Origin of the sequence: Caulobacter sp. S45 (genome assembly GCF_009765965.1) — a bacterium.
Classification (GTDB): domain Bacteria; phylum Pseudomonadota; class Alphaproteobacteria; order Caulobacterales; family Caulobacteraceae; genus CAHJWH01.
In genome coordinates this window covers 112,012-126,514 of the sequence record NZ_LMUL01000010.1, presented here as the reverse complement: position 1 = coordinate 126,514, position 14,503 = coordinate 112,012, and the positions used below count along the sequence as shown (strand labels likewise).

The 14,503-nt window shown below is 67.0% G+C and carries 7 protein-coding genes; 4 read left to right on the top strand and 3 right to left on the bottom strand.

Annotated elements, in window-relative coordinates; all coding sequences use genetic code 11:
- Positions 1 to 34: 34 nt before the first annotated feature.
- Both GSQ87_RS05000 and GSQ87_RS04995 read left to right on the top strand, forming a co-directional pair.
- Positions 35 to 3,172 (top strand): TonB-dependent siderophore receptor, encoded by a 3,138-nt coding sequence (locus GSQ87_RS05000; protein ID WP_158913877.1) that lies wholly within the window; start codon positions 35 to 37, stop codon positions 3,170 to 3,172.
- Positions 3,173 to 3,303: 131 nt separating this feature from the next.
- Positions 3,304 to 4,947, top strand: coding sequence for a S10 family peptidase (locus GSQ87_RS04995; RefSeq protein ID WP_158913874.1), 1,644 nt, complete (start codon positions 3,304 to 3,306; stop codon positions 4,945 to 4,947).
- Between the two features lie 47 nt (positions 4,948 to 4,994).
- Here the strand turns inward: GSQ87_RS04995 and GSQ87_RS04990 are convergent, their stop codons facing one another.
- Positions 4,995 to 6,242 carry a hypothetical protein gene (locus GSQ87_RS04990; RefSeq protein ID WP_158913871.1) on the bottom strand — a complete coding sequence of 416 codons (1,248 nt, stop codon included), beginning with the start codon at positions 6,240 to 6,242 and terminating at the stop codon, positions 4,995 to 4,997.
- Positions 6,243 to 6,403: 161 nt separating this feature from the next.
- On the opposite strand from GSQ87_RS04990, the gene GSQ87_RS04985 reads away from it, so the two are divergent.
- Positions 6,404 to 7,483, top strand: coding sequence for an acetamidase/formamidase family protein (locus tag GSQ87_RS04985; RefSeq protein ID WP_216839012.1), 1,080 nt, complete (start codon positions 6,404 to 6,406; stop codon positions 7,481 to 7,483).
- Positions 7,484 to 8,244: 761 nt separating this feature from the next.
- On the top strand, positions 8,245 to 11,385 hold the full coding sequence (locus GSQ87_RS04980) for a TonB-dependent receptor domain-containing protein (protein WP_158913869.1): 3,141 nt from the start codon (positions 8,245 to 8,247) through the stop codon (positions 11,383 to 11,385).
- Between the two features lie 218 nt (positions 11,386 to 11,603).
- On the opposite strand, the gene GSQ87_RS04975 is transcribed toward GSQ87_RS04980, so the two are convergent.
- Both GSQ87_RS04975 and GSQ87_RS04970 read right to left on the bottom strand, forming a co-directional pair.
- On the bottom strand, positions 11,604 to 12,923 hold the full coding sequence (locus tag GSQ87_RS04975) for an Nramp family divalent metal transporter (protein WP_158913866.1): 1,320 nt from the start codon (positions 12,921 to 12,923) through the stop codon (positions 11,604 to 11,606).
- 182 nt (positions 12,924 to 13,105) lie between these two features.
- Positions 13,106 to 14,461: a M20/M25/M40 family metallo-hydrolase gene (locus GSQ87_RS04970; RefSeq protein WP_158913864.1), complete on the bottom strand. Its 1,356-nt coding sequence runs from the start codon at positions 14,459 to 14,461 to the stop codon at positions 13,106 to 13,108.
- Between the last annotated feature and the right edge of the window lie 42 nt (positions 14,462 to 14,503).

The following is a 14,503-nucleotide window of genomic DNA, read 5'->3' as shown; positions in this document are numbered from 1 at the left end:
GCCGTCCGACGGATTGTAAAAAAGGGGACTGATTTTGAAGGGCACCACGGCACGCGAGCGTCTGCTCGCCTCCACCATCATGTTCGGGGCGGCGGCCCTGGCGATGACCGCCAGCAACGCCTCCGCGCAGGCGATCCAGACCGCGCAGAACGCCACACCCGCGCCCGGCGGCGCCGAAGCGGCCGCGCCGATCGCGCCGGCGGCCGACGCCGCGCCGGCGAGCGCAGTGAAGGAGGTGGTGGTCACCGGTTCACGCATCGCCCAGAAGGGCTTGACCAGCGCCAGCCCCCTGGCGGTGATCAACGACCAGGAAATCAAGCTCGAAGGCACGACCAACGTCGAAAGCCTGATCAACAACCTGCCCCAGGCCTACGCCGGGCAGTCCTCCCAGCTTTCCAACGGCTCGACCGGGACCGCCACGGTCAACCTGCGCAACCTGGGCTCCAACCGCAGCCTGGTGCTGATCGACGGTCGCCGGCTGATGCCGGGCGACCCGACCGCACCCGAAGCCGACCTGAACAACATCCCCGCCCAACTGGTGGACCGGGTGGAAGTCACCACCGGCGGCGCCTCGGCCGTCTACGGCTCCGACGCGGTCGCCGGCGTGGTCAACTTCGTCATGAAGCATGACTTCCAGGGTGTGCGGATCGACGCCCAGGGCGGCTTCGACCAGCACACCAACGGCTCCAACAGCTCCGTCGACGGAGCGCTGGCCGCGTTCAACGCCTCCAACCCCGCCAGCGCCATCCACGTGCCCGGCGGCGTGGTCGACGGCCGCACCATGGACGTGACGGCGATCTTCGGCGCCAACACCCCCGACGACAAGGGCAACGTCACCGCCTACGTCGAATACCGCAACATGCAGCCGGTGACCCAGAACGACTATTCCTACAGCGCCTGCTCGATCTCCAGCGTCGCCACCACCCGGCCCGGCATCGCCGACAGCCACGTCTGCCAGGGCTCCAGCAACACCCAGTTCGGCCACTTCAACGTCGGCTCGGTCAATCCCGCCGGGGGCGGAGCCGCCATTACGGGCACGGGCCTGACGGGGCTCGGGGTCAACACCGGCACGCTGTCGGACAATCCGAACGGGACCGGCACCTTCGTTCCCTACAACGGCGCCCTGGCGTTCAACTTTGGTCCCTTCAACTACCTACAGCGCGAAGACGACCGCTATACCGCCGGCTACTTCGCCCACTACCGGGTGAACGACCACGCCGACCTGTATTCGGACTTCATGTTCGCCGACGACCACACCGTCAGCCAGATCGCCCCCAGCGGCCTGTTCCAAGGCGTGGGCGCCAACGGGTCCAGCACGGTGGCGGTGAACTGCAACAACCCGCTGCTGTCGGCCAGTCAAGCGACCGCGCTCTGCGGCAGCCTTGCCGGGACCGGCGCGACCTCCAACCTCACCGCCGCCTATCGCTTCCTCAACGGCGGGGCCCCGCGGATCAACGACCTGCGACACACCGACTACAAGATCGATATCGGCTCCAAGGGCGAACTCGCGCCGGGCTGGAACTACGACGCCTACCTGCAATACGGCATCGCCATCTTCCAGAGCGAATACACCGGCGACGTCTCGATCAGCAAATCGCAGAACGCCCTGCTGGTGAACCCCAACGGGACCTGCATGGGTGGCGCCGCGGGCTGCGTGCCGCTGAACATCTTCAACGTCAACGGCCTGACCCCGAGCTCGGTGGGCTATGTCGCCACTCCGGGCTTTGAATCGGGCTCGACGACGGAGCAGGTGGCCAGCGCCTCGGTCACCGGCGATCTCGGCCAGTACGGGGTCAAGAGCCCCTTCGCCACCGACGGCGTCGGCGTGGCGTTCGGTACGGAATACCGTCGTGAGAACCTGGTGCTGAACACCGACGAAGAGTTCAGCTCAGGCGACCTCGCCGGCCAGGGCGGGCCCCACATCGGCAACTCCGGTTCGTTCGACGTCTATGAACTGTTCGGCGAAGTCCGGGTGCCGATCGTGCAGGACCGGCCCTTCATCAAGAACCTGTCGTTCGACGGCGCCTACCGCTTCTCGCAGTACTCCACCGCCGGCCGCACCGACACCTACGAAGGCACCTTCACCTACAACATGGACAAGAACATCGGCTTCCGCGGCGGCTACAGCCGAGCCGTCCGGGCGCCGAACGTCAACGAACTGTTCTCGGCCCAGGCGCTCGGCAACTACGCCGGCACCGACAACTGCGCCGGCTCGGCCCCGACCGCCACCTTGGCCCAGTGCGAGCGCACCGGGGTCACGGCGGCCCAGTACGGCCACATCATCCCCTGCCCGGCGGGTCAGTGCAGCCAGCTCAGCGGCGGCAACCCCGACCTGCAGCCGGAAAAGTCGGACACCTACACGGCCGGCTTCGTGTTCACCCCCACCTTCCTGCGTGGGTTCAGCCTGACCGTCGACTGGTTCGACATCCAGGTGAACGGCCTGATCCAGGCGGGCGTCGGCGGGGCCAACGTGACGGAGCAGCAGTGCCTCGCCAGCGGCAGCCCGGTCTACTGCGACCTGATCCACCGCGATGCGAACACCGGCGTGCTGTTCGGCAACTCCGGCTTCGTCAACGCGTCAAACACCAACACCGGCTTCCTGCGCACCGAAGGCATCGACGTCGCCTCCGACTACCGCTTCCGGCCGACCGACTACTTCAACATCGGCAACATCGGCAGCTTCGACCTGAACTTCGCGGGCACCTACACCTACGAGTTCATCAACCAGCCGGTGTCGGGCGGCGGGACCTACAACTGCGCGGGCCTGTACGGCAGCGACACCTGCGGCCTGCCGACCCCGCGCTGGAGGCACAAGGCGCGTCTGACCTGGTCGCCGCCCTATCCGTTCACCCTGTCGCTGCAGTGGCGCTACATCGGCGGCACCGGGTTCGACGGCAACTCCGCCAACCCGTTCCTCCACAGCACCAACTTCAACGAGATCGACGGTCGTCTGCCGAACTACAACTACGTGGACTTCTCGGCCACCTATCGCATCAAGGACGGCCTGACCGCACGGATGGGGATCAACAACCTCGCCGACAAGGACCCGCCGGTGGTGGACTCCAACCTGTTCCCGGCCTCTTCGGCGTCGCTGGGCAACGCCAACACCTTCCCCGGCGTGTACGACTCCTTGGGCCGGACCTTCTTCTTCGGCATCACCGCCGACTTCTAGGCGCCTAGTAAATGTGAATAAGGCAGGGCGGCGGTTCGGAAGGGCCGCCGCCCTGTTGCGTTGAGGTTCGTCATAAGGCCAAGCTCGCCGCTTCGAGCGGTGCGACGGCATCTAAACAAGAAGGAAAACGAATGCGCGCCACGGCACGTTTCATCGTCACCAATGTCCTGGCCCTGGCGCTCGCGAGCAGCGCGTTGGCCGCCGACAAGCCCGCCCGCGGCGCCCATGCAGCCGCCGCATCGGACGACGCTTCCGCCGCCAGCCACGACATGGGCGACGGTCATGGCGGCCCCAGCGGGATGGATGCGGCCGAGGCCAAGATCTCGCCCGCCGACTACGTCTCCGCCCCGGTCAAGGAGGTGGCGCGCACCACCCACCACACCACCACCATCGGCGGCCGCACCATCGCCTACGAGGCCACCGCCGGCACGCTGACTCTGCGCGACGACGACGGCAAGCCGACCGCCTCCATGTTCTACGTCGCTTACGTGGCCGAGCATCACGGTACGGCCACCCGGCCGATCACCTTCATGTTCAACGGCGGCCCCGGCTCGTCCAGCATGTGGCTGCACATGGGTTCGCTGGGGCCCGTCCGGGTCCAGACCGAAGCGCCCCAGCCGAGCCAGGGCGCGCCTTACCACCTGGTCCCCAACGACAGCAGCCTGCTCGACAAGAGCGACCTGGTGTTCATCGACGCGGTCGGCACCGGGCTGTCGCGCCCGCTCGGCGACGTCAAGGGCGAGAAGTTCTGGGGCGTGGACCAGGACATCGACGCCTTCGCGCGCGGCATCACCCGCTACGTCGACATGAACAACCGCTGGAACTCGCCCAAGTTCATCTTCGGCGAAAGCTACGGCACGCCCCGCGCCTCGGGCCTGGCCTACACCCTGCAGGAGCAGGGCATGCAGTTGAACGGGATCATCCTGCTGTCCTCGATCCTGAACTTCGGCACGCGCGAGGCGGGCTACGACCAGAACGAGATCAACTTCTTCCCCAGCTACGCGGCGGCGGCCTGGTACCACGACAAGGTGCCCAACAAGCCGGCCGACCTCGGCGCCTTCGTGCAGCAGGCCCGCGACTTCGCCCGCGGCCCCTACGCTCTGGCGCTGGGCAAGGGCGACACCATCTCGCCGGAGGAGATGGACCAGGTGGCCTCGAAGATGAGCTACTTCACCGGCCTGTCCCCGGCCTTCCTCAAGCGCTCCGACCTGCGGGTGGGTCTCAACCGCTTCCGCGCCGAGCTGATGCGCGACCAGGGGGTGATCATCGGCCGGCTGGACTCGCGCTTCACCGGCACCGAGGCCGACACCGGCAACGAGGGCGCCAGCTACGATCCCGCCGACGTCCAGGTGGGCGGCCCCTATGTCGGCCTGCTGAACAGCTATCTGCGCGGCGAGCTGAACTACGACACCAAGCTGACCTACCGGCCGAACTACTACTCGGCCATCGCCCCGGCCTGGGACTGGAAGCACCACCCGCCGGGCGGTCGTCGCGCTTCGGCGGTGGCCGACATGGCCTTGGACCTGGGCACCGCCATGCGGCAGAACCCGCACCTGAAGGTGCTGTCGCTGAACGGCTACTACGACTTCGCCACGCCCTTTGGCGGCACCGAGTACGATCTCGCCCACATGCAGATCAGCAAGGCGCTGCAGCAGAACCTGCACTACGAATACTATCCGTCCGGGCACATGGTCTATCTGAACCCGGACGCGCTGAAGGTGATGAAGCGCGACCTGGCCCACTTCTACGACGAAGCGGCCAACGGCGCGGAGTAGGGTCTAGCCCCCTCCCCTTTAAGGGGAGGGGAACGGCGCTTAGGCGATCAGGGAACCCGGCGCGCGGTGAACAGCACGCCCGTCTCGTCGGGACGCGGGTTGAGGAAGTCCAGCCGGGTGCGCCCATCGGCGATCTGGCTGACTTCCACCGGCGCGGCCGAGTTGGTCAGCTTCCATCCCGCCGGCAGCACGATCGAATTGATCGCCCGGCCGAAACTGCGGTCGAACACCATCTCGTCGCCCACCACCTTGTAGCGGCCCGGATCGGTATAGGTCTCCGAGAAGCGCAGGCGGATCGATTCGCCCGCCTGCAGCGGCTTGAACTTGAACAGCACGATCTCGGTGTCGGGGGTGATCGTTTCCAGCTCGTGGTCGTGGACCCCGGCGGCGGTGATCTGGGCGCCCTTGAGGATCTGAGCGGGGATGGTCTCGCCGGTGTCCAGGTTACGCGCCGAGGGATTGGACGCCTCGCTGCCCGGACGCACCACGTTGACGTACTGGCCGACGCCTTCCTTGTCCTCGGTATAGTCGTGGTAGAGGTCGAAGGTGTGGGTCTCCGGCGGGCGCAGGAAGTAGACGATGTCGCGCGTCTGGATCGCCCGCTCGCCGAACTTCTTGGCCAGGCTGGACTTGCCGCCGGTAAAGCCGGGCGTCGGCGTGGCGCGGATCTTCAGCGGCGCCTCGGCCGGGGTGTTGTTGAGGAAGCTGATCCGCAGGCGACCGTCCGCCTCCTGGGTCACCTGGGACGGCACGTTGCAGGCCGTCAGCGTGTAGCCCACCGGCAGGACCACCGCGTTGCGCTTGTTGCCGAGCGGGCGGTCGAACACGATGTCGCGTCCGTCCAGGTGATAGCTGGGCTTGTCCTCGTAGGTCTTCAGGATGCGCACCCGGCCCTCGCCGCCATCGGCGGGCACCGGACGGGCCAGGGTGACGCGGATATAGTCGGACGCCAGGTCCGCCTTGGGATAGCCGGTCGTGCGCGCCTTCTCGCCGGTCACTACCTCGAAGTGCAGCGGCTTGCCGGTGGCCATGTCGGTCACGCTCTCGCCGGTGGCGACGCTGCCCTTGCGGATCGGGTTGAACAGGGCCGTCGCGCCGGATTTGTACTCGGTGATGTCGTACAGGATGAAGAACTTGCCCGTTTCCGGGGCCAGCAGCTCGTAGCGGGTGTAGGCGGTGGCCGCATGGGTCGGCGGGACCGCTATCGGCTGCGCCCAAACCGTGGGCGCCGACATCGCCGTCAGCATGGCGGACGCCGCGAACATCGCCACGCGCCACTTGGTTTTCGTATTCATTCCTGAGCCCTTCCCGACCGTTTATTTTATACGATAGCATTTGTGGCGCCGGCGGGCCCTCAAGCGCAAGCGGTCTCAAAGGCCTTGCCTTGATCCTGCCGAATATTCGAACATTGCGCCGCGCAACGGCTTGGTCGTGCGGCAACGAGGATTACTAAAAAATGTCGGCGTCTCGAATGCAATCGATCCTGCGCGCGGTTTCCACAGGCGCGCTCGCCGCCTGCCTGCTGATGGGCCCGCTCGCCGCCCAGGCCCAGGAAGCGGCCCCAGGCCCCGGCAAGACCTACACGCTGCCCGCAAGCTCCAAGACCGTCGCCTTCGGCCACTACGATGCGACCACGCCCCCGGTGCTGCGGGTCAAATCCGGCGATACGGTGGTGTTCGACACCGTGCTGACCAACAACCCCACCGGCCTGGAGAAGGCTGGCGTGAAGCCCGCCGACGTCCAGGACAGCCTGCGCGAGATCTACCAGAACGTGGCGGCCAAGGATCGCGGCCCCGGTGGCCACGTGCTAACCGGCCCGGTCTATATCGAAGGCGCCGAGCCCGGCGACACGCTGGAAGTGCGGGTCAGGAAGATCGATCTGGCCATCCCCTACGCCTACAACGCCTTCCGCTACGGCGCGGGCTTCCAGACCGACGACTTCCCCTATGCGCGGCTGAAGATCATTCCGCTGGATCGCGCCACCCGCACCGCCCACTTCGGACCGGGGATCGACATCCCGCTGCATCCCTTCTTCGGCAGCATGGGCGTGGCCCCGCCGCCCACCTTCGGTCGCTACGACAGCGCGCCGCCGACCATCATCGGCGGCAACATGGACAACAAAGAACTGGTGGAGGGCTCGACCGTCTTCTACCCGGTGTTCGTCCCCGGCGCCCTGTTCCAGATCGGCGACGGCCACGCCGGCCAGGGCAATGGCGAGGTGGACATCACCGCCATGGAGACCTCGCTGACGGGCACGCTGGAGTTCATCGTCCACAAGGGCGTCAAGACCGGCCCCTATCCGCGCGCCGAGACGCCGACCCACTTCATCAGCATGGGCTTCGACGACGACCTGACGGTGGCGACCCACAAGGCGGTCGCCGGGATGATCGACTTCCTGGTCGAGCACAAGCACATGACCCGCGACGACGCCTACATGCTGATCAGCGTCAGCGGCGACATCGACATCACCGAACTGGTCGACCGCAACAAGGGCGTCCATGTGATGGTGCCCAAGTCCATCTTCGCCCGTCCCTGAGCCTGCGCCGAAGCCCACGCCCGATCCCGGCGTGGGCTTCGATAACACGCTGGAAGAATACCGGCCGCGATCCACAAGCCGAGCGGCGGCGCGACCATGCACAGGATCGCACGGACGCCCACGCGCGATGCATCCGCCCCCTCGCCGATCGATACGCGCGGCGAACGCCCCGTGCCTGGGTGCGCAACTTGAGCGCGCGGCTGCAATGCGAACCTCTACCTCATAGTGCTCAAGCTGTTCCGGGGCTGGTCTTCAAGGCGCCCTGACGACCCCAACTTCGCCTTGTTGTCGCACCCCATATTGCGGGTTTGCAATCTTCCTGGCGTGGTAGAATATGAATCGTATACGCATTGGTTCGCGTAGATTCGAAACGTTGTAGCGTGGCCTTCGACGGCCAAACATCTGTAGTGTAACTGTATACCAGCCAATCAAACGCCGGGGCCCGTACTCCGGAATATACGTTTTCACGGCGCTCGCGGGGAAGCTTGCGCCAGGACGTTACCTCTTTGTCCGATCGCAGGCGCCCTTAGCCGCACCTCCTGCGATATCTATTCCTGAGTGACCTTGCCGACTTGAATATAGGGCGCACTCCGCAAGCGACAGAACAAAACAAAAATATCTACGGGCCAATCTGCTTCGTGCACGCGATTGGATACTGACATCTCAAGATAATACGGCGCCCAAAAATCGGCGTCAGCGATAAATCAGTTTTGGGGAATCCACACCGGCCAAGTCGAGTGGATGAAGAAGGGGATAGATCTATGAGGGCGAACACCACCCGCGAGCGGCTGCTCGCTTCGACGGTCATGTTCGGGGCCGCCGCCCTGTCGATGACCGCCGGCGCCGCCTCCGGTCAGACGGTCCAGACCGCGCAGAACACCACAGCCGCGCCCAGCGCCGCCGAAGCGGCCGCCCCGATCGTCGGCGCGCCCGACGCCTCGCAGGCCACCTCCGTGAAGGAAGTGGTGGTGACCGGTTCGCGCATCGCCCAAAAGGGCCTCACCAGCCCGAGCCCGCTGGCTGTGGTCAACAGCCAGGAGATCAAGCTCGAAGGCACGACCAACGTCGAAAGCCTGATCAACAACCTGCCCCAGGCCTACGCCGCCCAGACCTCGCAGTTGTCCAACGGCTCGACCGGGACCGCCACAGTCAACCTGCGCGACCTCGGCTCGACCCATACCCTGGTGCTGGTCGACGGTCGCCGGCTGATGCCCGGCGACCCCGGCACCCCCTCGGCCGACCTGAACAACATCCCCGCCCAACTGGTCGACCGGGTCGAAGTCACCACCGGCGGCGCCTCGGCCATCTATGGTTCGGACGCGGTCGCCGGCGTGGTCAACTTCATCATGAAGCATGACTTCCAGGGCGTGCAGATCGACGCCCAGGGCGGCTTCGCCCAGCACACCAACGGCCCCAACAGCTCGGTCGACAGCGCCATCGCCGCCTTCAACGTGTCCAACCCGCAAAGCGCGGTGCACGTGCCCAGCAGCGTGGTGGACGGCCGCACCTTGGACGTGACGGCGATGTTCGGCGCCAACACGCCCGACGACAAGGGCAACGTCACCGCCTACGCCGAATACCGCAACATGCAGCCGATCACCCAGGACACCCGCTCGTTCAGCGCCTGCTCGATCTCCAGCGCGGTCAGCACCACCCCCAAGGTGGCCGACACCCACATCTGCGCGGGCTCCTCCAACACCCAGTTCGGCCACTTCGTCGTGACCTCGCTGACCAGCCCCACCGGCACGAACATCGCCAACACCACCGCGACCCTCGCGGGCCGGGGCGTCAACACCGGCACGCTGTCGGACAACCCGAACGGCACCAACACCTTCGTGCCCTACACCAGCGCCCTGGCGTTCAACTTCGGCCCCTACAACTACATCCAGCGCGAAGACGACCGCTACACCGCCGGCTACTTCGCCCATTACCGGGTGAACGAGCACTTCGACCTGTACTCGGACTTCATGTTCGCCGACGACCACACCGTCAGCGCCATCGCCCCCAGCGGCCTGTTCCAGGGCGTCGGCGCCAACGGCGCCAGCACGGTGGGCGTGAACTGCAACAACCCGCTGCTGTCGGCCAGCCAGGCCGCCGCGCTGTGCGGAAACCTCGCGGGCACTAGCAACATCGCCAACCTGAACGCCGCCTACCGCTTCGCCAACGGCGGCGCCCCGCGCATCAACGACCTGCGCCACACCGACTACAAGATCGACATCGGCTCCAAGGGCGACCTGGCTCCGGGCTGGAGCTATGACGCCTACCTGCAGTACGGCACCTCGATCTACAGCGAGGAATACCGCGGCGACGTCTCGCTGGCCAAGGCGCAGAACTCCCTGCTGGTGAACCCCACCACGGGGGCCTGCACCTCCGGCGGGACCTGCGTCCCGCTCAACATCTTCAACGTCAACGGCCTGACGCCGGGCGCTGTGGGCTATGTGGCCACCCCCGGCTTCCAGGAAGGCGACACCGTCGAGCAGGTGGCCAGCGCCTCGATCACCGGCGACCTCGGCCAGTACGGGGTCAAGAGCCCCTTCGCCACCGACGGCCTGGGCGTGGCGTTCGGTACGGAATACCGTCGCGAGAACCTGTCGCTGAACACCGACCAGGAGTTCACCTCCGGCGATCTCGCCGGCCAGGGCGGCCCGCGTATCGGCAACTCCGGCACCTTCGACGTCTATGAACTGTTCGGCGAAGGCCGCCTGCCGCTGGTGCAGGACAAGCCCTTCATCAAGAACCTGTCGCTCGACGGCGCGTACCGCTTCTCGCAGTACTCCACCGCCGGCCGCACAGACACCTACGAGGGTCAGTTCACCTATGCGCCGACCAGCGACCTGAGCTTCCGTGGCGGCTATTCCCGCGCCGTCCGCGCGCCGAACGTCAACGAGCTGTTCGCGGCCCAGTCGATCGGCAACTACTCCGGCACCGATCCCTGCGCCGGCTCGGCCCCCACCGCCACCCTGGCCCAGTGCCAGCGCACCGGGGTCACGGCGGCCGAGTACGGCAACATCATCCCCTGCCCCGCCGGCCAGTGCAGCCAGCTCACCGGCGGCAACAAGAACCTGCAGCCGGAAAAGGCCGACACCATCACGCTGGGCGCGGTGTTCACGCCGACCTTCCTGCGCGGCTTCAGCCTGACCGTCGACTGGTTCGACATCAAGATCGACGGCCTGATCGTCAGCGGCGTGGGCGGGGCGGCGGTGACGCTGACCCAGTGCCTGCAAACCGGCACGCCGATCTACTGCAACCTGATCCATCGCGATACGAACACCGGCATCCTGTTCGGCAACTCCGGCTTCATCACCGCCACCAAGGTGAACACCGGCTTCGAACGCACCGAGGGTATCGACGTCGCCGCCAACTACCACTTCCGGCCGACCGACTGGCTCAACATCCCCAACGTGGGCGCCTTCGACCTGTCGATGCAGGGCACCTACACCACCGAGTTCGTCCGCCAGCCGGTGTCGGGCGGGGGAGCCTACGACTGCGCGGGCCTGTACGGCAGCGACCACTGCGGGGACCCGATCCCCAACTGGCGCCACCGTGCGCGCCTGACCTGGTCGCCGCCCATGCCGTTCACCCTGTCGCTGCAGTGGCGCTTCATCGGCAGCACCGAATTCGACGGCAACTCGACCAACAACTTCCTGCACCAGACCAACTTCAACGCGGTAGACGCCAAGATCCCGGCCTACAACTACGTCGACTTCTCGGCGACCTATCGGATCAAGGACGGCCTGACCGCGCGGATGGGGATCAACAACCTGGCGGACAAGGACCCGCCGGTGCTGGACTCCAACAACTTCCCGGCGTCGGGTCCCTCGCTCGGCAACGGCAACACCTTCCCCGGCGTCTACGACTCGCTGGGCCGGACCTTCTTCTTCGGCATCACCGCCGACTTCTAAGCGTCCAGAACATCGCTACTGGAAAGGGCGGCTCCAAAGGGCCGCCCTTTTTCTTCGTCGTATTCGTATCTGGAGTTGGCGAGCGGAGCACCGAGGCCTGCGTGCTTCGAGACGCGGCTTTCGCCGCTCCTCAGCATGACGAAAGTTTTTAGAATCCACTAGTTTCGCCATCCTGAGGAGCCCCGGAGGGGCGTCTCGAAGGACGCACTAGGCGGACCTCAGCCGGCGAAGCCCTGGGCCACCAGCCAGAGGTTCGCCGCGGTGATCACCCCGAACAGTCCCCAGGCCGACAGGCTCAACCAGCGCGGATTGACGTAGACGCCCATCAGCTTCAGGCTGCTGGTGAACCGCACCAGCGGGTAGATGGCGAAGGGCAGTTGCGCGCTCAGCACCACCTGGGTGAACACCAGCATCCTGCCCACCGCGTGCTCGCCCAGCATCAGCACGCCCACCAGCGCCGGGACGATCGCCAGCACCCGGGTGATCGCGCGTCGCTGCCAGCAGGGGATCTTCAGGTCCAGGAAGCCTTCCAGGATCACCTGCCCGGCGATGGTGCCGGTGAAGGTGGAACTCTGGCCCGAGGCGAACAGCGCCACGCCGAACAGCACGCCCGCAATCCCCACGCCCGTCAGCGGCGCCAGCAGGCGATAGGCGTCCTCGATGCTGTCCACCCGCATGCCGCCCACACGGTGGAAGGCGGCGGCCGCCAGCATCAGGATCGCTCCGTTCACCAACAGGGCCAGCAACAGGGAGACCACCGTGTCCGCCGTCGCCATCCGCAGCGCCATGGGCAGACCCTTGCGCCCGCCGTCGGGCTTGCGCGTCTGGACGATGGAGGAGTGCAGATAGAGGTTGTGGGGCATCACCGTGGCCCCCAGGATGCCGATCGCCACGTAGAGCATCTCGTGGTTGGTGAAGATCGCCGAGGTCGGGACCAGCCCCCTGGCCGCCGCCATCCAGTCGGGGCTGGCGAAGGCCAGCTCGACCCCGAAGCACAGGGCGATGGTGGCGATCAGGCCCAGCACGATGGCCTCGAGCTGGCGGAAGCCCTGCCCCTTCAGGCCCAGCACGAACAGGGTGTCCAGCCCGGTCAGCAGCACGCCCCAGGCCAGGGGCACATGCAGCAGCAGCTTGAACGCCAGGGCCGAGCCCAGCACCTCGGCCACGTCGCAGGCGACGATGGCGATCTCGGCCATAGCCCACAGGCTGCGCGACGCCCAGGGCCGGTACTGGTCGCGGCAGAGCTGGGCCAGGTCCCGCTCGGCCACCAGGCCCAGCCTCAGGCTCAGCACCTGCAGCAGGATGGCCGCCAGGCTGGACAGCACCACCACGCTCATCAGCGCGTAGCCGAAGTGCGAACCGGCCGAGATGTCGGTGGCCCAGTTGCCCGGGTCCATGTAGCCCACCGAGATCAGCAGGCCCGGCCCCAGGAACCGCAGCATCTGCTTCCAGGCCGGAACGCCCGCCGGCACGCGCACGGTCCCCTGGACCTCGCTGGGGCAGAAGGGGGCGGTGGCGGTGGTGGGCAGGCGGAGCATCAGAGCGATGTAGTCGCGCCTGAGCTTAAGCGCAGCAGTTTTGGCGTGGGGAAAGGAAAGTGCGTGCTTCGAGACGCGAGGCTCACGCCTCGCTCCTCAGCATGACGAAGATTTTCCAGCCCATCCACATACGTCATCCTGAGGAGCCCCAAAGGGGCGTCTCGAAGGACGCAGCCCCACAACTACTTGGCCGCCGGAACAGGCGCCGCGAACGCCCCCGTCGCGCCCGGATATTCCACCGGACTGACAAACCCCTCGGCCGACACCGACGACACGCCCACCAGCCAGTCGTCCAGCAGCACGTCCTTCAGCACCGTGGAGGTCCCGGTTGCATCCTGGCTGTGCTCCCAGCGCGGCGCGGTGCTGTCGCGCCACCAGACCCGGTAGCTGGCGGCGCCGGGCGCGGATTTCCAGCTCACCGCCGTGTCGTCCTTCAGCGCGCCGTCAGCCTTGATCGCCTCGGGCGGCGGCGGGGCGGAGGCCAGCAGGGCCATCGCCGCGATGTTCACCCGCGTCACCCGCGCCAAGTAGGGGACGTCCACCCAGGCCAGCACGTCGCCATAGGCGCGGCCGTTCTCGTTGCGCACGTTCTGGTGCTGGCGGTCCCAGTTCTCCGCGGCCTCGGTGAAGCGCACCGCCGGGAAGCCCTTGTCGAGCATCGGCACCTGGTCGCCCGAGCGGCCGTAGCGGTCGGTGCGAAACACCATCTTCGCCTTGAAGCCCGGCGTCGCCATCTGGGCCACGCCCTCGATGAAGCGGGCGACCTCGCGGGACGGGCTGTCGTCCTCGCCGCCGGTGGTGCGCCGCGCGGCCGCTTCCTTGGGGGTCAGGATGGACTTGTCGCCCTCGGAGAAGACCCGGACATAGCCGTCGATGTGGGCGCCGTTCTGGCCGTGGGTGTTGCCCACGATGTCGTTGTTCAGCGCGGCCTCCACATGCCAGCCCTGGGCCACGGCGTAGTTGGCCAACACGCGCGCGCCGTACAGCCCCTGCTCCTCGCCGCTGTCGATGGCGAACACCAAGGTGGCGGGGAACTTGTGCTTGGACAGCACCCGCGCCGCCTCGATCACCGCCGCCACGCCCGAGCCGTCGTCATCGGCGCCGGGGGCTATGGAGGTGGCGTCCATCACGTCGTTCACCCGGCTGTCGATATGGCCGCTGATCACGATCACCCGGTCCGGATCGGCGGTCCCGCGCTGGATCGCCAGCACGTCCTGCACCACCGCGCCCGCGGGCGGCAGGCGACTTCCGGTGAAGGTCTCCTGCGGCGTGGCGATCTCCAGGCAACCGCCGCACGCCTTGGCGATGACCGCGAACCGCCCCGCCGCCCAGCGCCGCGCCGCGCCGATGCCCTGGGTGGACGAGGTGGTGTCCGACAGGGTGTGGCGGGTGCCGTAGGTGACCAGGTGCGCGACGGTGGCGCGCAATTCCGCCTCGCTGACCGCGCTCGTGGTCTGGCGCACCAGGCGGGCGGGGGCGTCCTGCGCCGAGGCCACGGAGGGGATCGCCACGGCGGCGAGGAGGAGCAGACGGCGCATTGTATGGATCTCGCGAGTCGGTCAGGTCGGCGACACTCGCCC